Source organism: Muricoccus harenae (genome assembly GCF_009848505.1).
Classification (GTDB): domain Bacteria; phylum Pseudomonadota; class Alphaproteobacteria; order Acetobacterales; family Acetobacteraceae; genus Roseomonas; species Roseomonas harenae.
The window spans coordinates 1-18,854 of record NZ_WWDL01000006.1 but is presented as its reverse complement, the minus strand read 5'-3'; the positions used below and the strand labels follow the sequence as shown (position 1 = coordinate 18,854).

The 18,854-nt window shown below is 67.6% G+C and carries 20 protein-coding genes and 2 tRNA genes; 8 read left to right on the top strand and 14 right to left on the bottom strand.

Annotated elements, in window-relative coordinates; all coding sequences use genetic code 11:
- Positions 1 to 30: 30 nt before the first annotated feature.
- Positions 31 to 102, bottom strand: a tRNA-Thr gene (locus tag GSE44_RS06360).
- Positions 103 to 249: 147 nt separating this feature from the next.
- Between GSE44_RS06360 and GSE44_RS06355 the strand changes: the two genes are divergently transcribed.
- Positions 250 to 843, top strand: a complete 594-nt coding sequence (locus GSE44_RS06355) for a hypothetical protein (RefSeq protein WP_159347970.1) — start codon at positions 250 to 252, stop codon at positions 841 to 843.
- Between the two features lie 68 nt (positions 844 to 911).
- Positions 912 to 3,110, top strand: coding sequence for an excinuclease ABC subunit UvrB (uvrB, locus tag GSE44_RS06350; protein ID WP_159347969.1), 2,199 nt, complete (start codon positions 912 to 914; stop codon positions 3,108 to 3,110).
- A 50-nt stretch (positions 3,111 to 3,160) separates the two neighbouring features.
- Here the strand turns inward: uvrB and GSE44_RS06345 are convergent, their stop codons facing one another.
- Positions 3,161 to 4,141, bottom strand: a complete 981-nt coding sequence (locus tag GSE44_RS06345) for a Bug family tripartite tricarboxylate transporter substrate binding protein (RefSeq protein WP_159347968.1) — start codon at positions 4,139 to 4,141, stop codon at positions 3,161 to 3,163.
- Positions 4,142 to 4,429: 288 nt separating this feature from the next.
- On the opposite strand from GSE44_RS06345, the gene GSE44_RS06340 reads away from it, so the two are divergent.
- Together GSE44_RS06340 and GSE44_RS06335 are read left to right on the top strand one after the other, a co-directional pair.
- Entirely contained in the window at positions 4,430 to 5,320 is an 891-nt protein-coding gene (locus GSE44_RS06340) for a YihY/virulence factor BrkB family protein (RefSeq protein ID WP_159347967.1), read from the top strand.
- A gap of 32 nt (positions 5,321 to 5,352) precedes the next feature.
- A complete protein-coding gene (locus GSE44_RS06335) occupies positions 5,353 to 5,736 on the top strand; it encodes a thioredoxin family protein (protein ID WP_159347966.1) in 384 nt (127 codons plus the stop codon).
- A 120-nt stretch (positions 5,737 to 5,856) separates the two neighbouring features.
- Here the strand turns inward: GSE44_RS06335 and GSE44_RS06330 are convergent, their stop codons facing one another.
- Genes GSE44_RS06330 through GSE44_RS06320 form a run of 3 tightly spaced genes read right to left on the bottom strand, consistent with a single transcriptional unit; the run spans position 5,857 to position 8,121 of the window.
- Positions 5,857 to 6,774, bottom strand: a complete 918-nt coding sequence (locus tag GSE44_RS06330; RefSeq protein ID WP_159347965.1) for an NAD(P)-dependent oxidoreductase — start codon at positions 6,772 to 6,774, stop codon at positions 5,857 to 5,859.
- 43 nt (positions 6,775 to 6,817) lie between these two features.
- Positions 6,818 to 7,759 carry an SAM-dependent methyltransferase gene (locus GSE44_RS06325; protein WP_159347964.1) on the bottom strand — a complete coding sequence of 314 codons (942 nt, stop codon included), beginning with the start codon at positions 7,757 to 7,759 and terminating at the stop codon, positions 6,818 to 6,820.
- A complete protein-coding gene (locus tag GSE44_RS06320) occupies positions 7,756 to 8,121 on the bottom strand; it encodes a DUF423 domain-containing protein (RefSeq protein ID WP_159347963.1) in 366 nt (121 codons plus the stop codon). The genes GSE44_RS06325 and GSE44_RS06320 overlap by 4 nt, the downstream gene beginning before the upstream one ends.
- Before the next feature lie 112 nt (positions 8,122 to 8,233).
- On the opposite strand from GSE44_RS06320, the gene GSE44_RS06315 reads away from it, so the two are divergent.
- Complete coding sequence (locus GSE44_RS06315; RefSeq protein WP_159347962.1) at positions 8,234 to 8,635, top strand: VOC family protein; 402 nt, start codon at positions 8,234 to 8,236, stop codon at positions 8,633 to 8,635.
- 13 nt (positions 8,636 to 8,648) lie between these two features.
- On the opposite strand, the gene GSE44_RS06310 is transcribed toward GSE44_RS06315, so the two are convergent.
- From GSE44_RS06310 to GSE44_RS06300, 3 genes are all read right to left on the bottom strand, one after another.
- A complete protein-coding gene (locus GSE44_RS06310) occupies positions 8,649 to 9,866 on the bottom strand; it encodes a hypothetical protein (RefSeq protein WP_159347961.1) in 1,218 nt (405 codons plus the stop codon).
- A complete protein-coding gene (locus GSE44_RS06305) occupies positions 9,866 to 10,813 on the bottom strand; it encodes a metal ABC transporter solute-binding protein, Zn/Mn family (RefSeq protein ID WP_159347960.1) in 948 nt (315 codons plus the stop codon). Before GSE44_RS06305 ends, GSE44_RS06310 begins: the two co-directional genes overlap by 1 nt.
- Before the next feature lie 167 nt (positions 10,814 to 10,980).
- Complete coding sequence (locus GSE44_RS06300; protein ID WP_235924594.1) at positions 10,981 to 11,781, bottom strand: hypothetical protein; 801 nt, start codon at positions 11,779 to 11,781, stop codon at positions 10,981 to 10,983.
- Between the two features lie 110 nt (positions 11,782 to 11,891).
- On the opposite strand from GSE44_RS06300, the gene pip reads away from it, so the two are divergent.
- Complete coding sequence (pip, locus tag GSE44_RS06295; RefSeq protein ID WP_159347959.1) at positions 11,892 to 12,857, top strand: prolyl aminopeptidase; 966 nt, start codon at positions 11,892 to 11,894, stop codon at positions 12,855 to 12,857.
- A gap of 27 nt (positions 12,858 to 12,884) precedes the next feature.
- Here pip and GSE44_RS06290 read toward each other — a convergent pair whose 3' ends face one another.
- The gene (locus GSE44_RS06290) at positions 12,885 to 13,835 is read right to left on the bottom strand and encodes an alpha/beta hydrolase (protein WP_159347958.1); all 951 of its coding nucleotides are present in this window, start codon (positions 13,833 to 13,835) and stop codon (positions 12,885 to 12,887) included.
- Positions 13,836 to 13,921: 86 nt separating this feature from the next.
- Between GSE44_RS06290 and GSE44_RS06285 the strand changes: the two genes are divergently transcribed.
- A tRNA-Arg gene (locus GSE44_RS06285) sits at positions 13,922 to 13,998 on the top strand.
- Between the two features lie 338 nt (positions 13,999 to 14,336).
- Here the strand turns inward: GSE44_RS06285 and GSE44_RS06280 are convergent.
- The 4 genes from GSE44_RS06280 to GSE44_RS06270 all read right to left on the bottom strand — a co-directional run bounded on the left by GSE44_RS06280 (position 14,337) and on the right by GSE44_RS06270 (position 15,954).
- Positions 14,337 to 14,549: a hypothetical protein gene (locus GSE44_RS06280; protein WP_159347957.1), complete on the bottom strand. Its 213-nt coding sequence runs from the start codon at positions 14,547 to 14,549 to the stop codon at positions 14,337 to 14,339.
- Between the two features lie 173 nt (positions 14,550 to 14,722).
- Positions 14,723 to 14,851: a hypothetical protein gene (locus GSE44_RS26175; RefSeq protein WP_268893629.1), complete on the bottom strand. Its 129-nt coding sequence runs from the start codon at positions 14,849 to 14,851 to the stop codon at positions 14,723 to 14,725.
- 133 nt (positions 14,852 to 14,984) lie between these two features.
- Complete coding sequence (locus GSE44_RS06275; protein ID WP_159347956.1) at positions 14,985 to 15,272, bottom strand: hypothetical protein; 288 nt, start codon at positions 15,270 to 15,272, stop codon at positions 14,985 to 14,987.
- Between the two features lie 97 nt (positions 15,273 to 15,369).
- On the bottom strand, positions 15,370 to 15,954 hold the full coding sequence (locus GSE44_RS06270) for a hypothetical protein (RefSeq protein WP_159347955.1): 585 nt from the start codon (positions 15,952 to 15,954) through the stop codon (positions 15,370 to 15,372).
- A gap of 539 nt (positions 15,955 to 16,493) precedes the next feature.
- On the opposite strand from GSE44_RS06270, the gene panB reads away from it, so the two are divergent.
- On the top strand, positions 16,494 to 17,330 hold the full coding sequence (gene panB, locus GSE44_RS06265; protein ID WP_159347954.1) for a 3-methyl-2-oxobutanoate hydroxymethyltransferase: 837 nt from the start codon (positions 16,494 to 16,496) through the stop codon (positions 17,328 to 17,330).
- A gap of 986 nt (positions 17,331 to 18,316) precedes the next feature.
- On the opposite strand, the gene GSE44_RS06260 is transcribed toward panB, so the two are convergent.
- Entirely contained in the window at positions 18,317 to 18,625 is a 309-nt protein-coding gene (locus GSE44_RS06260; protein WP_159347953.1) for a hypothetical protein, read from the bottom strand.
- Between the last annotated feature and the right edge of the window lie 229 nt (positions 18,626 to 18,854).

Below are 18,854 nucleotides of genomic sequence, written 5' to 3'. Positions count from 1 at the left end.
CTGTAGACACTCACCCTTGCGGGAGAGGTATGCCGGGTGAGGGGATCGAACCCCCGACCTTCGGTTTACAAAACCGCTGCACTACCGCTGTGCTAACCCGGCTCCGGCGGTGGGTCTGGCCCACCGGGCTCGTCCTTTTAGCCGATGCGCCGTGCCAGGGAAATGCATGGGCGCCCACGCGCCGCCGATCCCGGTTTGCGGCAGCCGAAATGGCCCGGTAGCGTCCGCGCGCCCAACTGCCGAGGTCTCGTGGAAGACGCGTTCCCCATCCCCTCCCCCCATATGTCGGATGCCGAGTTCGGGCTGTTCGAAAGCGTGTTGCGCTGCGCCGGCCACTATGTCGAATTCGGCGCCGGGGGCAGCACCTGCTTGGCCGCATCGCTGGTCGAGGGCTCCATCATCTCTGTCGATTCCTCGCCTGAATGGCTGGACCAGGTGGCGAAGGCCTGCGCTTCCCGCCCAGGCTGGACGCAGCCACGCCTGCTGCATGCGGATATCGGCCCGGTTGGCGAATGGGGGCGTCCGTCCGACCCGGCGACTCAATCGCTCTGGCCCCGCTACCATGAGGCGCCCTGGTCCATCCCCGGGACCGAGTCGGCCGATCTCTACATGGTGGACGGGCGCTTCCGCGTGGCCTGCGCCATGCAGGTGCTGCTGCGCTGCCGCTGGGATGCGCTGCTGGTCATGCACGACTTCGCCTCTCGCCGAGGGTACCACGTGGTGCGGCAGGTCGCCCGGGAGGTGGCGATCGCGGGGGATCTCTCGGTATTCCAGCGCCGGACGGATTTCGACGTGGAGAAGGCCCGCGCCATCCTGGTACGGCACGCCTTCGACCCCGGCTGAACGCCGCGCGAGGTTCGCGTCCGAAACCTGCTGAAACCTGGCGCCGTCCACCCTATGTTCTCCGCGCCATGGACACCCTCCCGCCCGTTCTCTTCCAGCCCATCCGCCGCCCCGCTCCGGCGGGCGGCAAGGCGCTGAAGGTCGTTTCCCCTTATGAGCCTGCCGGCGACCAGCCGCGGGCCATCGCCGAACTCGTGGAAGGGCTGAAGGAGCGGGGCGACCGCGACCAGGTGCTGCTCGGCGTCACCGGCTCGGGCAAGACCTTCACCATGGCCAAGGTGATCGAGGCGGTGCAGCGCCCGACCCTGATCCTGGCGCCGAACAAGACACTGGCGGCGCAGCTCTATGGAGAGATGAAGTCCTTCTTTCCCGACAACGCGGTGGAATACTTCGTCTCCTACTACGATTATTATCAGCCGGAAGCCTATGTTCCGCGCACCGACACCTACATAGAAAAAGACGCGCAGATCAACGAGCAGATCGACCGCATGCGCCACTCCGCCACCCAGGCGCTGCTGGAGCGGCGGGACGTGGTGATCGTGGCCTCGGTGTCCTGCATCTACGGCATCGGCTCGGTCGAGACCTATGGCAACATGACCGTCAAGCTGGAGCTGGGCGGCAAGATCGACCGGGACGTGCTGCTCAAGGCGCTGGTGGAGTTGCAGTACCGCCGCAATGACACCGCCTTCCAGCGCGGCACCTTCCGCGTGCGCGGCGAGACGGTGGATGTGTGGCCCTCCCACCTCGAGGACCGCGCCTGGCGCATCTCCCTGTTCGGCGACGAGGTGGACGGCCTCCGCGAATTCGACCCGCTGACCGGAGAAGTGGCGGGCGAGATGGAGCAGGTCGCGATCTACGCGAACAGCCACTATGTCACCCCGCGCCCGACCCTCATCCAGGCCATCCGCGACATCAAGATCGAGCTGCGCGAAACGCTGGCGCGGCTGAATGCCGAGGGCAAGCTGCTGGAGGCCCAGCGGCTGGAGCAGCGCACCACCTTCGACATCGAGATGATGGAGACAACCGGCGCCTGTAAAGGCATCGAGAACTACTCCCGCTACCTATCCGGCCGCGGCCCCGGCCAACCGCCGCCCACCCTCTTCGAATACCTGCCCGACGGCGCGCTGCTGATCGTGGACGAAAGCCATGTCACAGTCCCGCAGATTGGCGGCATGGCGCGGGGCGACTTCGCGCGCAAATCCGTGCTGGCTGATTTCGGCTTCCGCCTTCCCTCCTGCATGGACAACCGCCCTCTCAAATTCGAGGAATGGGACCAGTTCCGCCCGGAGAGCATTTTCGTAAGCGCCACCCCCGGATCTTGGGAGATGGAGCGCACCGGCGGCAGCTTTGCCGAGCAGGTCATCCGCCCCACCGGCCTGATCGACCCGCCGACCGAGATCCGCCCCGTGGAGCGCCAGGTCGACGACCTGCTGGCCGAGTGCCGGGAGGTGATCGCCCAGGGCGGCCGTGTGCTCGCGACCACGCTGACCAAGCGCATGGCCGAGGACCTGACGGAGTACATGACGGAGACGGGCATCAAGGTCCGCTACCTGCACTCCGATGTGGATACGCTGGAGCGGATCGAGATCATCCGTGACCTCCGCCGCGGCGTCTTCGACGTGCTGGTGGGCATCAACCTGCTGCGCGAGGGGCTGGACATCCCCGAATGCCGCCTCGTCGCCATTCTCGATGCCGATAAGGAAGGCTTCCTCCGTTCCACCACCTCGCTGATCCAGACCATTGGCCGCGCCGCGCGCAACGCCGAGGGCCGGGTGATCCTCTATGCCGACCGCATGACCGACAGCATGCGGCGCGCCATTGAGGAGACGGACCGGCGCCGCGCCAAGCAGAAGGCCTGGAATGAGGCCCATGGCATCACGCCGCAGACCATCATCCGTGGCATCTCCGATGTGCTGCAATCGGTCTACGAGCAGGATTACGTCACGGTGGAGGCGGTGGAGGGCGACGCAACGGCCGAGTTCGTCGGCAAGGACCTGCGCGCGAGCATCGCCGAGCTGGAGCGCCGCATGCGGTCCGCCGCCGCCGACCTGGAGTTCGAGACCGCAGCCCGGCTGCGCGACGAGATCAAGCGGCTGGAGAACCTGGAACTCGGCCTCGATGCCCCTCCCCCATCGGGGCACGAGGCGCGCGGACGATCAGATTGGAAGCCCAAGCCGCTCGGGCCGGGCGGGGGCGGGTACGACCCGGATAAGCGCAGCACCCGCACGGCATCGCGCGGGGCGCCCCGGCGGAAGAAGGTGGGTTAGATTTGGATTCTACCGGGGGCCGGGCACGGCCCCCCGGGTCCGGCGGTCCGTCAGCCTCCCAGCCGGACATTCGCGCTGCGCGCCACCTCGCGCCACTTCGCGATCTCCGACCGCACGAAGGCATTTGCCTCGGCAGGGGTCTGGGGCGAAGGCGTGCCACCCAGTTGCAACATGCGTGCGGCAAAAGCGGGGTCGCGCAAGAGGGCGGTCACATCGGCATTGATGCGGACGACAATCGGTTCCGGGGTTCCAGCCGGAACACAGAGGCCGGCCCAGCCGATTGCCTCGTAGCCCGGCAGGGTCTCGGCGATGGCCGGCACTTCCGGAAGCTGCGGCGCCCGCGCGGCGGAGGTGACGCCGAGGGCCTTGATCCGGCCGGAGCGGACATGCGGCAATGCGCTCGCGACGCTGTCGAACATCATCGGGATGTTCCCTGCGATCAGGTCCGCCATGGCCGGGCCGCTGCCGCGATAGGGCACATGGGTCAGGCGCACCCCGGCACGGCTGCAGAATAACTCCGCCGACATGTGCTGTGAGGTGCCGGGACCACCGCTTCCGTAGTTGATGCCCCCTGGGTCCGCCTTCGCCGCGGCGAGCAGCGCCGGCACGTCCTTCGGCGCGAAGGAGGGGTGCGCCACGATCATCAGCGGCACGGTGAAGACCGTTGTGATGTAGTTGAAGTCGCGCTCTGCGTCATAGGGCAGGTTGGGAATGACGCTGGGGTTGATGCCATTGGTGCCGCTGGTCGAGGCGACGATGGTGTAGCCATCCGGCGCCGAGCGGGCGCCGGCCTCGGTTCCCACCACCCCTGCACCACCGGCACGGTTCTCCACCACCACCCGCTGCGGCCACTTGCCAGACAGTTCGTCCGCCAGGACGCGCAGGATGGTGTCGGTCGCCTGCCCCGGCGGGAAGGGGATGAGGAAGCGGACCGGCCGGGTGGGCCAATTGTCCTGCGCATTTGCAGCGCGGAGGGCAGGAAGGGCCAGGGCGGCACCCATCAGGGTGCGGCGGCTGGAACGGTTCGTCATGGCGGGGCCTCCGGAAACTTTGCGCCGGGATAGGCAGGGCGGGGCCCACGAGCAAGCTATGGAACTCGCATAGCCGTTCCGCACAAGAATATTACCCGCACGCGGCCGGGGCGGAACCTTAGCGTTTCCCGGATTCTCGGCAGGCTGCGAAAGACACTGATACTGCCCCCGTTTGGCCGGCAACGCCGCCGCTGTTGTAGCGAGCGACAAGGTCTATCGCTGAACGCGCTGCAACCCCCACGTCGGTCGTGGCCTTGTAGCGGGAGCGCAACTAGGCGCGGGGAACGCATGCTCAGCAGGATCTGGAAGCTCATCAAGGACGCCGTCTCGGGCTTCGTAGAGCACGAGGCCATGACGCGCGGCGCCGCCATCGCCTGCTACACTCTCTTCTCCATTGCGCCGCTCCTGGTGGTGGCGGTGGCCATCGCCGGCTTCTTCTTCGGGCAGGACATGGTGAGCGACGCGGTTTCGGCGCAGCTCACCGGCCTCGTCGGCAAGGAAGGGGGGCAGGCAATCGAGGAGGTGATGAAGGGCAGCTCGGATGACACGAGCGGCAAGGGATTCGCGGCGCTGATCGGCTTCGGCGTCCTCTTTATCACGGCATCGGGCGTCTTCGCGGAGCTGCAGGGCGCGCTCAACGTCATTTGGAGGGCGGAGGCGAAGCCGGTTTCCGTCACTGCGCTGGTGAGGGCGCGGGCCCTGTCGATCGGGCTGGTGGGGGCTACGGGCTTCCTGCTGCTCGTCTCGCTGCTGGTCAGCGCCATGATTTCCGCCTTCAGCGGCTGGATCACGGGCTTTCTGCCAGCGCTGGAAATCCTGCTGAAGGCGCTGAACTTCCTGGTCAGCTTCGGCCTCGTCGCGCTGCTGTTTGCCGCCATCTACAAAATCCTGCCGGACCGGCATCTGGCATGGCGAGACGTGGCGGTGGGCGCGGTCATCACCGCCTTCCTGTTCAGCATCGGGAAGACGGTGATCGGCTGGTATATCGGCGGCAGCGGCCTGGCCGAGGATTATGGCGCGGCCGGTGCGCTGATCGTGGTGCTGCTGTGGGTCTATTACTCCGCGCAGGTCTTCCTGCTCGGCGCCGAGTTCACCCGGGCCTGGGCAGCGCGGGAGGGCGGGTGGAAGGGCCGCATGCGAACCAGCGCCCCCGAGCCGATCGGCGCCGACGCGCCTTGAGGAACCGGCCCGCCGCCCGCAGATAGGCCAGCATGGCCGACAGCACCGTATCCGACAGCACCATACCCGACTTCTTCGCCCGCTTTCCCATGCGCGCGATCCGCAGCGAGGCGCTGGACGGCGCCCTGGAGGATGCCGGGGCCCCTTCCCTCACCCTGCTCTTCCTCTGGGGCTTCAACTGCCCGAATTGCGACGTGGCGAAGCGCGCCATCCTCCTCTCGCCCGAGCGCTTCCAGTGGGACCAGGTCCGCTGGCTGCACAGCAATGTCTATGACGATCCGGAGATGGCCAGCCGCTTCGGGCTGCACGGCGTCCCAGCCTTCTTCGTATTCCGTGGCACGCGCCGCATCGGCCGGATCACCGGCTGGCCGGGCGCGGAGCCCTTCACCCGAGCTATCGCCGAGCAGCTGAGCTGAGGCTCCGAACTGCCCCGGGATAGTTCGGAGCAATCGCGGTGTTCGACCCGCCCATCCCGGCAAAAGGCTTTGCTCTTCACCTAGCCTGACACAGGCGGCACGCCGGCCTGAGGTGCCTCTCTAGCCTTCCCGCGCGATGCGGCGGCAATGCTCCAGCGCCGCCTCGATGAGGTTGTCGCTGGCCTCCGGCGTCCGGAAGGCGGAATGGGCGGCCAGCGTTGCGTTCTCGACCTTCGAGAGGAAATGCCCCGCCGGCAGCGGCTCCTCCGCATAGACATCAAGGCCGATATGGCCGATCGCGCCGCTCTCCACGGCCTTGGCCAGCGCCGCCTCGTCCGTCAGCGCGCCGCGGGCGGTGTTCACGAAGATCGCGCCCTTGCGCATCTTCGCGATACGCTCGGCGGAGAGGAAGCCACGCGTCTCGTCGCTCAGCAGCAGGTGCATGGAGACGACGTGGCTTTCGGCCAGCAGCGTGTCGAGATCGGTGAACTCCACCCCGGACGCCTCGCGCACCGTGCGGTTCCAGGCCAGCACCCGCATGCCGGCGCCGTTGCAGAGCCGCGCCATCTCCGCGCCGATGCCGCCGAAGCCGATCAGCCCGACCGTCTTGCGCGTCAGCTCCACGCCATCGGTCCGCAGCCATTTCCCGGCGCGGATGCCGCGATCCATGAAGGCGATGCCCTTGGCCGAGGCCCACATCAGGGCGAAGGCCATCTCCGCCACCGCCGTGTCGCCATAGCCCTTGATGATATGGACCTGGATGCCGCATTCGGCCTCCAGCTCCTCCGGATTCATGTAGCTGCGCGCGCCAGTGCCGAGGAAGACCACATGCTTCAGCGTCGGCACCTGCTTCGCGATCGCCAGCGGCAGGGCGGTGTGGTCGATGATGGCGATGTCATGCCCGGCCAGCACGGCGGGAAGCTGATCAGGGGTGATGTCCGGCTGGCGGTTCACCGTCACCGGCATGTCGGCCGGCCGGTGCAGCTTCTCCATCACATCCGCCAGGGCACCCCCGGCATCGACGAAACAGGCGCGCAACGCATCCTCCTCTTTCTGACTCTTGCTGGCCCAGGCCAGCGGCTCAGGCCTGGCGCGGCCAGGCGAACATCAGCTCATGCTTGTTGTAGGCGCCATGGAAGACCATCCCATCCGGGATCGCCGCAAAAGCGGCTGCGGTCTCATGGTCCGTCTCGCCCTGGAACTTGATGGTGACGACGATGTTCTTCGCCGCCCCCGCCTCCATCCAGCGCCGCACCAGCCCCAGCAGGCGCGACGGGTAGCAGATCACGTCGCTGAACAGCCAATCCACCGGGAAGGGATCGAGGCCGAAGGCGCTTTCCTTCCGCACCGTCACATTCGGCATGGCGGCGACGATGGGGTCCATCTCCGCCTTGTCCACGGCCGTCACCTGGGCGCCCAGCTCCGCCAGGGCCCAGCTCCACCCGCCCGGCACGGCGCCCAGGTCGAGGCAGCTTGCGCCCGCTGCCGGCCAGCGGCCGAGGCGGGTCAGTGCCTCCCACAGCTTGAGATAGGCGCGGCTGGGTGGCCCCTCCCGGTCCTCGACGAAGGCGGGGGTGCCGTTGACGAAGGGGCTGCTCTTGGTCGGGCTTGCCAGCAGCCGGTCCGGCGCAAGCAGCGTCCAGGCCCCGAGATGGGAGGCAGGCGGGGTCTGGGGGAAGACGATCGGCTTTGGCCGCAGCACCGGCAGGGCGTCCCGAATCAGCGCGGCGCGGCGGTGATGCGCCACGTCCAGCAGGCCCCAGTTGCGCTGGATCGCGCGCAACGCATCGGCGGCGGCCTTGATGGAAGGCACCGGGATTTCCCGTGGCGCATCCCACACGTCCAGTGCCCAGGGGGCGGCGTTCGAGCCTTCCGGCACGGGATCGGGGGAGAGGGCGAGCGGTCCGTGCCAACCGGCGACCCGGTGCCCGGCGCGGCGCAGATCCTCCGCCAGCTCCGCCTCGAAGCCCTCCGCCGCCAGATAGGCGGAGCGGACCGGCCCCCGCAGCCCGGTGCCACTCACGAGCGGTGCAGCACCGCCGAGGCGGCCAAAAGCAGCCAGCCCAGCATCAGCAGCATCCCCCCCATGGGCGCGACCGAGCCGAGGCTGCGCCCGGTCAGCGCCACATACCAGACGGCCCCGCAGAACAGGATCATGCCTAGCAGGAAGGCGGCCCCTGCCCCCTGCACCGCCCAGCCGCCCCACCGGCCAGCCAGGATTCCGGCGGCGATCAGGGCCAGGGCGTGCCAGCCCTGCTGCGTCAGCGCGTTGTCGACCATGCGGGCGCGGGCGGGGTCCAGCGTCAGCCCATGCGCCGCATAGGCCGAGAGGGCGACGGCGAGGAGGCCGGCCAGGGAGCCGGCCGCGATCCAGATGCGGTCCATGGCAGGGGGTTAGCAGAAGGCCGGGGGCCGGGGGAGCCTTGCCGCATTCCGGCGCGATGCTTCCGCCGCGGAAAGGCTAAGTTCACGCCACCCCATCAAGGAGGAAGGACGCGTGCTGGATCACCTCGGCATCACGGTCTCGGACCTCGGCCGCAGCCGGCGCTTCTACGAGGCCGCGCTGCACCCGCTTGGCTATCGGTTCACGCATGGGCATGCGGATGCCGCCAGCTTCGGCGTGGCGGACGGGCATGGAAAATCGCTCGATCCCGGCGGCGACTTCTGGATTACCCAGGGCACGGCTGCGCCGCCACTCCCGCATTTCGCCTTCAGCGCGGCCTCGCGGAAGGCGGTGGATGCCTTCTTCGCCGCCGCGCTGAAGGCCGGCGGAGTGGACAACGGGGCGCCGGGCCTGCGGCCGAAGTACCACGCTAACTACTACGCGGCCTTCGTGCTGGACCCGGACGGCTACAACCTGGAGGCCATCTGCCATGCGGCCCCTGGCGCGGTTCCCTGAACGGGATGGCCCGTCAGAAGGACGCCCTCCAGCCCAGCACGGCGATGACGGCATCGGCCTTGTCCTCCCGCCTCTCGCCACCGATGCTGCGCTGGTAGCCGACATCGAGGCGGAAGTTCAGCGGCAGGTCGCGGCCCACCGAGGCTTCGATGTAGGTTGCCCGGGGCACGGTGTTCTCGCTGCGCTTCCGCTCGTCGCGCTGGAAGCCGACGGTGGCGCGCCAGGGGCCATGGCGTGTCTGGGCGCCGATGGTGGTGAAGCGGCGGCGCTCGCTCACCGTCACCGGCTCGGACTCCCCTGTGCCCATGCTGAAGGCGTCCAGGATTTCCGGACCGGCTTCGCGCGGGTTCCCGCCGGCCCCACGAAACTGCACGAACTCGCCAAAGAGCAAGGTTCGGAGCTCCTCGCTCCAACGGATCTCGTGGCGGAGCCCGGCGGCGAAGCCCGTCTCGCGCTTCGTGCCATCCACGCCCGGCCCACGGGAGAGGAAGGCCAGGTGGTAAGAGGTGTTGGGCAGGAAGGGCATTTTGTCGCCATCGAGGGCGATGACGAAGTTGTCGAACTGCCCGGTATTGCCCGGCCCGCCCTGGCGGCGCGAATTCCGGGAGAAGCGCTCGAAGTCGCCCTCACAGCAGCGCTTGCGCGTGAAGGCCGTCTCGCTGAGGGGGCTCGTGTCGAAGGCGAATGCGGCAACTGAGATGTCGTGCTCGCCGAACCGGACGTCGGAGACATAGGTGGCGGTGCCGCCGATGCCGAGGCTCTCCTTGATGAGGTAAGTCTCTTCCGCGCGGACATCCATCAGCAGGCCCGGGAAATCATGATGGCCGCGCCCGAAAGGGGCAGAGAACTTGCCGCCATAGAGGGTCAGGCGATCTGTTGGCCGCCAGTCCAGACGCAGTTCCTCGATGAAGGCGGCCTGGTAGCGGAAGGCAGTGGTGCCGCCATTCGGTTCCACCTCGCCGACGGGCTCTGTCTCGATGGTGGTCTGGATCGACCATTCCGGTGAGAGGAAAAGGCCGGCCGAGATCTCGCCACGCATGAAGATGTTGGTCCCGCGCTGGCGGCGATCCGTGGCGGAGGTCGTGGACTGCGAAAAGATGCGCGCGTCCATTTCGCCTGATATCTGCGGGTAGAGGTTCACTCCCGTGCCCGAGGGCGGGTCGGCAAGCTGGGCAGCGGCCGGCAGAGCGACGAGGGAAAGAGCAGCGATGAGGCTGGGCAGGGCACGCATCAGGCGTCCCCCCGCATCGCCGGCACGATCAGGCCGGTGTTGTGGCGAATCAATGCCTCGTAGCTCGGCGCCGGGCCATCCGGAGGCGAGAGGGAGTCGGAATAGAGGCGGCCGCGCACCCGCACGCCAGCCTCGCGCGCCAAGCGATCCAGCGTGCTGGTGCTGGTCATGTTCTCTACGAAGACGGCGGAAATTCCCTCGGCCCTCACCTGGCGGATGAGGCCGGCAACATCGGCGGCCGAGGGCTCGGAATGCGTGCTGACGCCCTGGGGTGCGAGGAACTGGATGCCATACGCATCCCCGAAATAGCCGAAGGCGTCATGGCTGGTCAGAACCTTGCGTCGCGCCTCAGGCACGGCGGCCACCGCTGCGCGCGTCTCGGCATCGAGCGTTCCCAGGCGGGCGGAGTAGGCTGCCGCATTGCGGGCATAGAGGGTGGCGTTGCCCGCATCGGCGGAGGAAAGGCCAGCCGCGATGTTGCGAACATAGGTCTGCACGTTGCGGGGGTTCCCCCAGGCATGCGGGTCGGGCGTCCGGCTGGGCTGGACCGCATGGGGCCGCCGGCGGCCCGCCCCACCACCATGGGAGTGGTCGTGGCCAGCTTCGGCAGCGCGGATCGTGACGCCATCGCTTGCGGTGGTGGTGACGCCGCGGAAGCCCGCGGCATTCGTGAGGCGTCCGAGCCAGTCATCGAAGCCGAGGCCGTTGCGGACCAGCAAGGCAGCGCCGCGCAGCTTCTCCGCATCGGACGGGCGCGGCTGGAAGTCATGGGCGTCCCCATCCGGACCGACGAAGACGCTGAGCGCAAGCGGCCGGTCCCCCGCCACCTGCCGAACCAGGTCGCCAAGGATCGAGAAGGTTGCGACGACCGGCAGCGTCGTCTGGGCACCGGCCTTGCGGAGCGCGGGCAGCGAAAGGGCGGCGGCGAAAAGGGCGCGGCGCTGCATCCTCAGTCCTCAATCTACGTTATAACATAACATACCGGGCGCAGAGCGGCTTCGCAAGGGCTCCAGTGCGCCGACGCCGTGACGACTTCTTCCGGCGGCAGAGCCCGTGGCACCCGGGGCTGAAAGCCCTCCCGGAACCTCCTCGCCGCGGGGAGGCACCAAAATCCCTAGCGGTCTCGGCGCCAAAGACGCCGCAGGCGGTCCCACCAGCCCCCGCCCTGGCTGCGCTTCGCGATGCTGCCATGGGTGGCATGGGGCCTGCGCGCGGGCGGCGGCAAGGCGCTGGCGACGGTATGCCGACCCGAATCCCGCAAGGCGATTAGCCGCAGCTCCAACGCGATCACCCCCGCCACCGCCTCGGGCGGCTGGGAGGCGGCGAGCTGCTCGGCGGTGACACCGGCATCCTCGAAGGCCTCAGCGCGGCGGAGGGCATCGACCACGCGCACGGTCTGCTCCGCATCCAGCGGTGGCCCGGCGCGCCAGAGGGCGACGGCATCGCCCCGCCAGGCGCGGGCCAGATCAGGCTTACGGGCATCATCCGCCGCCCAGGCCGCCTGCAGCGTCGCCTCGGCGGCGGCATGCAACGCGCCCGTCTCCTCGAGCACATAGGCATAGCCAAGGAAGCGTCGGGCCAGCGGCGGATGGGCGGTATCGACGATCAGGGCGCGGAAGGGCGCCGTGCCCACCGCCTCGATCGCAGCGGGATGGGCATGGGCGATCTCGGGCGCGACATAGCTGCAATGGGGGCATTGCTGCAGCCAGGAGGCCATGGTGCTCCGCAGCGGCTCCCCGGGGCGCAGGTCGAGGTCCGGCGCGCCCTCGGGTGGGAATGGGCGGAAGCGAGCCTGGCGGCTTTCGGTGCCGCAGACGGCGCAGCGAACCTCCGTCAGGCGCGCGCCAGTGCCGCGCGGCCCCGGCTGGGGACCGTTCCGGGCGGCGTCGAACGGGCCGGGGATGGGACGTGGCATCGATGACAAGTTAGGTGCGCGAAGGCTCCGCGCGAAGGGGCTGTGGAAAAGGCTCTCCCAGGTTGGCCGGACCGTTGCACACGGGCCATCGCTTGCGCCAAAGAGGGACCATGCCGCGTGGCGACCTTTTCCCCGATATCGCACCCTATGAGACGGGACTGCTGCCGCTTTCCCATGCCGGCGCAGGCGGGCCGGCGCATGTCATGTACTGGGAGCAGGTGGGAAACCCGCGCGGGCAGCCCGTGCTCTTCCTCCATGGCGGCCCCGGGGCCGGGGCCGGGGCCGTGCATCGGCGCTTCTTCGACCCGCTGCACTGGCGCGTGGTCATCTTCGACCAGCGCGGCGCCGGGCGCTCCCGCCCCCTGGGGGAGCTGCGGGACAACTCCACGCCGCATCTGGTGCAGGATATCGAGACGCTGCGGCGCTTCCTGGGCATCGAACGCTGGCTGCTCTTCGGCGGCTCCTGGGGATCGACCCTCGCCCTGGCCTATGCCCAGGCGCATCCGGACCGGGTGGCGGGCTGCGTGCTGCGCGGGGTGTTCCTCGGGCGGGCGGATGAGGTGGACTGGTTCCTCTACGGCCTCCGCCGCGTCTTCCCCGATGCCTGGGCCTCCTTCGCCGAGCATGTGCCGCCGGAGGAGCGGGGCGACCTGCTCGGCGCCTATCTGCGCCGCCTGACCGATCCGGACCCCACCGTGCACATGGCCGCCGCGCGGTCCTGGAGCAATTACGAAGGGCTGTGCAGCACCTTGATGCCGAGCCCTGAGACGGTCGCCTCCTTCGCGCAGGACCGCTCTGCCCTCGGGCTTGCGCGGATCGAGGCGCATTATTTCGCCAACAACCTCTTCCTGCCACCCGAGGGGCTGCTGGCGGGAATGCACCGTCTGTCACATGTGCCAGCCGAGATCGTGCAGGGGCGCTACGACATGGTTTGCCCGCCAATCTCCGCTTTCGAGCTGGCCGAGGCCTGGCGCATGGCGCGGCTGACCGTTGTGCCGGATGCCGGGCATTCGGCGCTGGAACCTGGGGTGCGGACCGCCCTGGTCTCAGCGGTGGAACGCTTCCGGCGGCGGTAGCGGCCGGCCCGGCTCCGGCGGTCCGCCTCAGACCGTCCGCTTCAGCCAGGCCGATGCGGCATCAATGGCGCGCCGCGCAGCCGGGACATGGTCCCGCGCCCGCAGGAAGCCGTGGACGGTGCCGGGGAAGGTTTCGTCCTCCACAGATACGCCCGCGGCACGCAAGGCGGCGGCCATGTCACGATTCTCGTCGGACAGCACGTCCAGCTCGGCGATCTGTATCAGGCAGGGTGGCAGGCCACGCAGATCGGCCCGGGCCGGTGCGGCGAAGGGGGAGAGTCGATCCGCCGGATTGGGCGCGTAGCAATCCCAGTAGAAGCGCATCTTCTCCCGCGTCAGGCCGTAGCCGTCGGCGAATTCGGCATAGCTGGGCGTGGCCATCCGGTCGTCGAAGACACCGTAGTTCAGCAGCAGCCCACGCAGTTGCAGCGTGGGGTCCGACTGGCGCAGCAGCAGCGCCGTGCCCAGCGCCAGGTTGGCGCCGGCGGAATCGCCACCGAGCACGATGCGCGTACCGTCCAGCCCCCATTCGGCGCCATGCGCGGCGACCCAGCGGGCAACGGCCGCCACCTCCTCCAGCGCCTGGGGGAAGGCGGCTTCGGGGCTAAGGGCATAATCCGGGCCGATCACGGCGCAGCCGGCGCCCGCGGCATAGCTGCGCATCAGCGGGTCATGCGTGTCGATGCTGTTCCACACCCAGCCGCCGCCATGCAGGTAGATCAGGACAGGCAGCCGCGCATCCGTGCGGGGGCGGTGAAGGCGGCAGAGCAGACGGCGGCCGCGAACGGGGAGCCACTTCTCGGCACTCTCCTCCATGCGGGGCTTGGGGCTGGACAAAGTCATGTTCAGGGCATCGTTCACGGCACGGGACGCATCGAGCGGGCGTTCCAGCCGCTGCGGCGGGAGACCGGCGGCGCGGGTGGCCATCATGTCGGTGAAAGCGGCCATGGCGGGGTCGAGGCGGGGATCTTGCGGCATGGCGGGAGTGGAGGCCGGTTTGCGGCCAGGCTCAAGGGGTCAGGGCTTTGCCGGCCGGAGGCTGGGCGCTAAAGTGAGGATGGCTCGTCTCCGTAGCTCAGCAGGATAGAGCACGGGATTCCTAATCCCGGGGCCGTGGGTTCGAATCCCGCCGGGGACACCACTTTTTTAAGGGCTCGCAGCAGTCCAGGCAGTTTGCGGACCTTTTGCGGACCCATCCTTACTGGCTGAAAGCGGGTCCGCCTTGCCGTTGAGAGTGCAGCGATGAACGTCACCCCCCACCACTTTCTGCCGACGTCATCAGCCCCAGAGATCGTCGTGGAGCGCAGAGGGCCGGGTTCAGCCGGCTGGGGCTGGCGTCTTACCAGGGATGATCAGACCTTCAGGACGAGTGCCGGGAGCTACCGCAGCGCCCAGGATGCCTATGAGGCTGCCCAGGCAGAACTCGGGCGAGGTCCGCGGCCGCGCTGAGATCGCGGTATCAGTTGCAGCAAGACAGACCTAGGGCGTCGGGATGGGAACAAGCTGCTTCCGCCAATGTGCATCGAACAGGCCGAGTTCCTTGGCGCGCTCCGGCGAGAGCACAGTCGATTTGATGCCGTGCGCTGTCTCGTACTCAACGAGGACCCGCGCCCAGTGGTCTGATTGCGGGTCCGCCATGCCCTCCACCAGGAGAAGGCGGGCATAGCCTTTTGGAGGCCGGGCCGTAGCCATGAGGGAAGTTCCTGAAGTTCGCTGTTACCTGGTGCAGGCCCTAGAGGCGCCGCTGTGGTGTAACATTCACCTCGGTTACCTTGTCGGCTCGGCGTGAACAGCGGGGTGACGTCTCGTTACCCCCTTCACCTTTCCCGGCTCCTCAGACTGCTCGGACCCGGCTGCCGCCGCGCCTACCCAACTGCCGTCCAGAATAGGTCACTGGCAACCGTGAGCATGATGATCGCGGTGACCATGAGGAGCAGCGCGACCACCGCCAGCACCCTCATGTCGAAGCGTTGTTCCCGGCTGAGTTTACCCATCGCCAGTCTCCTCAGGGTCGCCTCGTTGTCGGCATTTCTTCCTGCGGAACACTAAGCCTGCCAGCGGTACTTCCTCACTCGAATTCCGCTCCGGGGGCGGGACACAAACGCGAGGGCTTAGCAGAACCCGCCATCACCCTTTGAGCGGGAGCAGATCCTCTGCGAGCTTCATCACATGCTGGATCTTCGCCACGGCTCTCTCCTGCGCGGCGCCGGCGTATTCAGGCGGGCCGGTGGTGATGACATCATGAAGCATGACCAGGTCCGTCATCTTGCCGAGCTCGGTCTGCAGGAAGCCGTGGGGGTCTGGCGCGGTGGACGCCAGCCACGTCCAGAGCCGCGCGATCATGATCCGGAAGACGGCCATGTCGGCCGAGATCCGCACTCCCGTTGGGTCGGAGTATTCGGAAAGGTCCGCCATCGGCCGATGCCCATGCGCGCGTAGCCCACGCTGAGGGTGGGGAAGCGGTCCGCGCTACCGCTGCTCTCCGTCCTCACCCGCGTCCCCGGAGGCGTGTTCAGGAATTCCACCTCCAGCCGGTGCTTACCGTCGCGGCTCCCTCCCGGTACCGACGACGGCCCCCAGAGGCTCGGCAGCGGCTGCCGCTCTGCGCCGCCGAAGGACATTGGCCGGAAGGCCGACTGCCCGGTGTCGGGATCGATCGCCGGTGCTTGGTAGAGATTGCGAGCCCGGCCGCCCATCCGGCTCTGGCCTTCACCGAGCTCCGGGGCGGATCCTGAGTGTTCTGGAAGGCATCGGCCAGCTGGGGCAGGACACTTGCGAGGCTGCGCACCTCGCGCCGACCATTCCGCATCTCCGTCAGCGGGATCCTCATCTTCCGGAACAGCGCGACGATGTTCTTGTTCTCGCCCGACGCGCCCTCGCCCATCGCGTTCTGCAGTTCCTGCACACTGTCCGTGAAGTTATCGAGCTCCACCCCGGACATGGCTCGGGCCCCGGAGCCGAGCTCTTGCAGATCAGCGACGGCCAACCCGGTGATGGTCGACAGGCGCTGCAGTTCTCCGACTCTCTCGGCCGCAGAGTTTGCGATCAGGCGTTCCAGCTCGGCCGCAATGCGGGCGCGGAGGGAAGGGGAGAGCATTGCCCTCCGAAGTCAATGCTCTCGGGCAAGCTGGCCGGCGGAGAGGAATGAATCCCGGACCTCTCCCTTACCAAAGGAGTGGTCTGCCGCGGCAGGTAAGCCCACCTCCCTGACACGGTGGTGCTCTCGCCCAAGCTCAGCGTGATATGGGCGCAGTTAGCCATGATCCGGATGCTCCAGCATCAGGTTTGCGGTCAGGCCAGGCGCGCGGGTACCAGCCGCTCGCTCGGCCGTTCGCTCCTTGCTAAACGTCGCTATTAGTGACACTCTCCTGGCATGGCAGCAAGCGGAATCGTCGCTTTAAGCGACATTACGCCCGAGCAGTCGCGGGCGGCCCGAGGACTGCTGGACTGGTCACGTGATCAGCTCGCGGAAGCTTCTGGCATTCCGAAGCGGACGATTATGCGGTTTGAGGGGCGAGAGGCAGAGCCACGGGCTTCTACATCAACCGCCATCCGCACTGCCCTAGAGGCGGCCGGCGTAGAGTTCATCGCGGAGAACGGCGGTGGGGCGGGGGTGCGTTTGAAAGGAACTTCATCATGAGCACTCCGGTACGCGGCAAGAGACTGACCGTCCCCGCGATCCAGGCCAGGAAGGGTGGAACGCCGCTCGTGTGCCTGACGGCCTACACGACACCTATGGCTCGGGCCCTCGATCCTCACGTCGATATCCTGCTCGTGGGCGATTCACTGGGGATGGTGCTGTATGGCTTCGACAGCACCTTGCCGGTGACGCTCGACATGATGATCAACCATGGAGCTGCTGTGGTCAGAGGCAGCGAAACCGCCTGTGTGCTGGTGGATCTACCCTTCGGCAGTTACCAGGAAAGCCCCGAGCAGGCATTCCGCAGCGCCGCACGCGTTATGGCGGAGACAGGCGCATCCGGAGTGAAGCTGGAGGGCGGCGAGGAGATGGCCGCAACCATTCGCTTCCTAATCCAGCGGGGCATTCCGGTCTGCGGGCATGTCGGCCTGATGCCGCAGGCGGTGCATGTCGCCGGCGGCTTTCGCGCTGCCGGGCGATCTGAGGAGGAGGCAGCCCACGTGGCTGCAGACGCGCGTGCGGTGGCGGAGGCGGGGGCGTTCGCGATTGTGCTGGAGGGCACACTGGAGCCCGTAGCAGCTGCCATCTCCACCGATCTGCCCGTGCCGACCATTGGTATTGGCGCGTCGCCGTCCTGCGACGGGCAGATCCTGGTTTCTGAGGACGTGCTGGGGCTCTTTAGCGACTTCACCCCCCGCTTTGTCCGCCGGTATGCCGAGTTGGGCGGCATGATCGGAGATGCTGCTGCTGCCTATGCAAGTGACGTACAAGCGCGTCGCTTTCCTGGGCCAGAGCATTGCTTTCGTCCGGCGCGCGCGAAGGCGTCGAATTAGCCACAGCCGCCATCCGTGCCGCCCTGGAGGCTGCACGCGTAATCTTCGCGGATGAGAACGGCGAAGGGCCCGGGGTCAGGCTGCGGAAGTCGTTGTGAGCGCTGCCGCAACAGCAGTCCCCGGTGTGGCGTCGCCCTCAAAACGGCCGGGGCATTATTCCTAAGACTAAGGGCTCGGCGAACGCGCGTTTGAAGAACGACGTCTGATCGACTGGCGGCAGGCTCTTGGTAGCAACCCCCGCCTAAAAATCCTCGTTCCTGGCCCCGTTGTCTTCGGCGCGGCTTCCGTCGTCCGGACCGGCAGGGACGAAGGTCTTGAGGAGGAACCGCAATGACACCGATGCAGTGCCGGACGGCGCGGACAGCGCTGGGCCTTAGTATGCGTGCACTGGGAAAGCGCGCCGGGTTGATGGCAACGGCTATTAAGCGGTTCGAGGACGGCGAGATGCTTCCCTCCCTCAGCCGGCGGATGATACGTGGCGCGCTTGAGAGCGCAGGCGTGGAGTTCACCTCGGAAAATGGGGGCGCATCCAGCGTGAGCCTGGCGAAATCTGTCTCGTGAGCGCTGAACAATGGCGCCAAGCACGCGTGCTGCTGGACTGGGATAGGCCGGATCTGGTTATTCCGGCCACCATCGCTTCCCGGACGCTCAAAAATCTGGAGGAGGAGCGCTCCCGATCATTCCAGTCGGCGCGCGCGGCCATCCGCGCCGCCCTTGAGTCCGCAGGAGCGGCCGGACCACATCGCGGAGTGGGTGCGGCTGACGGAGGAGAAGGTGCGTCAACTTGACGCACCCAACGTGCAACCTGCAGGAAAGAGGCGGCTAATCGCCGTCACCGCCGCTCAAATGGCACTACGGCGCCCCGCTGGAATGATGCGTCACGTCGCTCATCACCCTCCGCCCTGGCCTTGAGCTTTGGAACCCGGGCGTGCCCTTACGCATTGCTTCGTCTTCCTTAGTGAGCCCGGTTTCCCGGGCTACCAAAGCTAGTTATCGCCGCCGCGACGTTTCAGCTTCGGTATAGCGATGTCCTTGAGGACCACCTCCGGCGCGGCCGGCGCCTGAGCGGAAGTGTCAGCGTCGTGATACAGAGCCATCCACTCGGCGAGCGACAGCAGCTCGTACCAGCCGGTCAAGTCCCTTGGAGGGATCCCGAGACCAACAAATGCCGGCATACTCAAATCTTCAGCATGCGGATCCGCTGTGACCACCAGCATCGCGCAGAGAGCATTGGCTGACGCGGCCACACTCGGGTTCAGCAAATCGTCTTGATGAGTGTCCAGCCAGCTATTCACCTGTGCTGCCTCGGCACGGAACTTGGCCCAGCGGGGCGGCCCGGAGTGGCGGGTGACGGTACTCCGCACGAGGACTACTCCGTTACCATTCACGAGGCTGTAGGTAACGTCCGCGGAGGTGGTGGAAAATCCGGTTTCGGCCGGGATTTAGGGCTTGGGTGGCCATCGGACCTGGCGGCTAGGGTGGAGTTGCGACGCTCCCACCCCTGACCGGCCGAGGACCCGATGA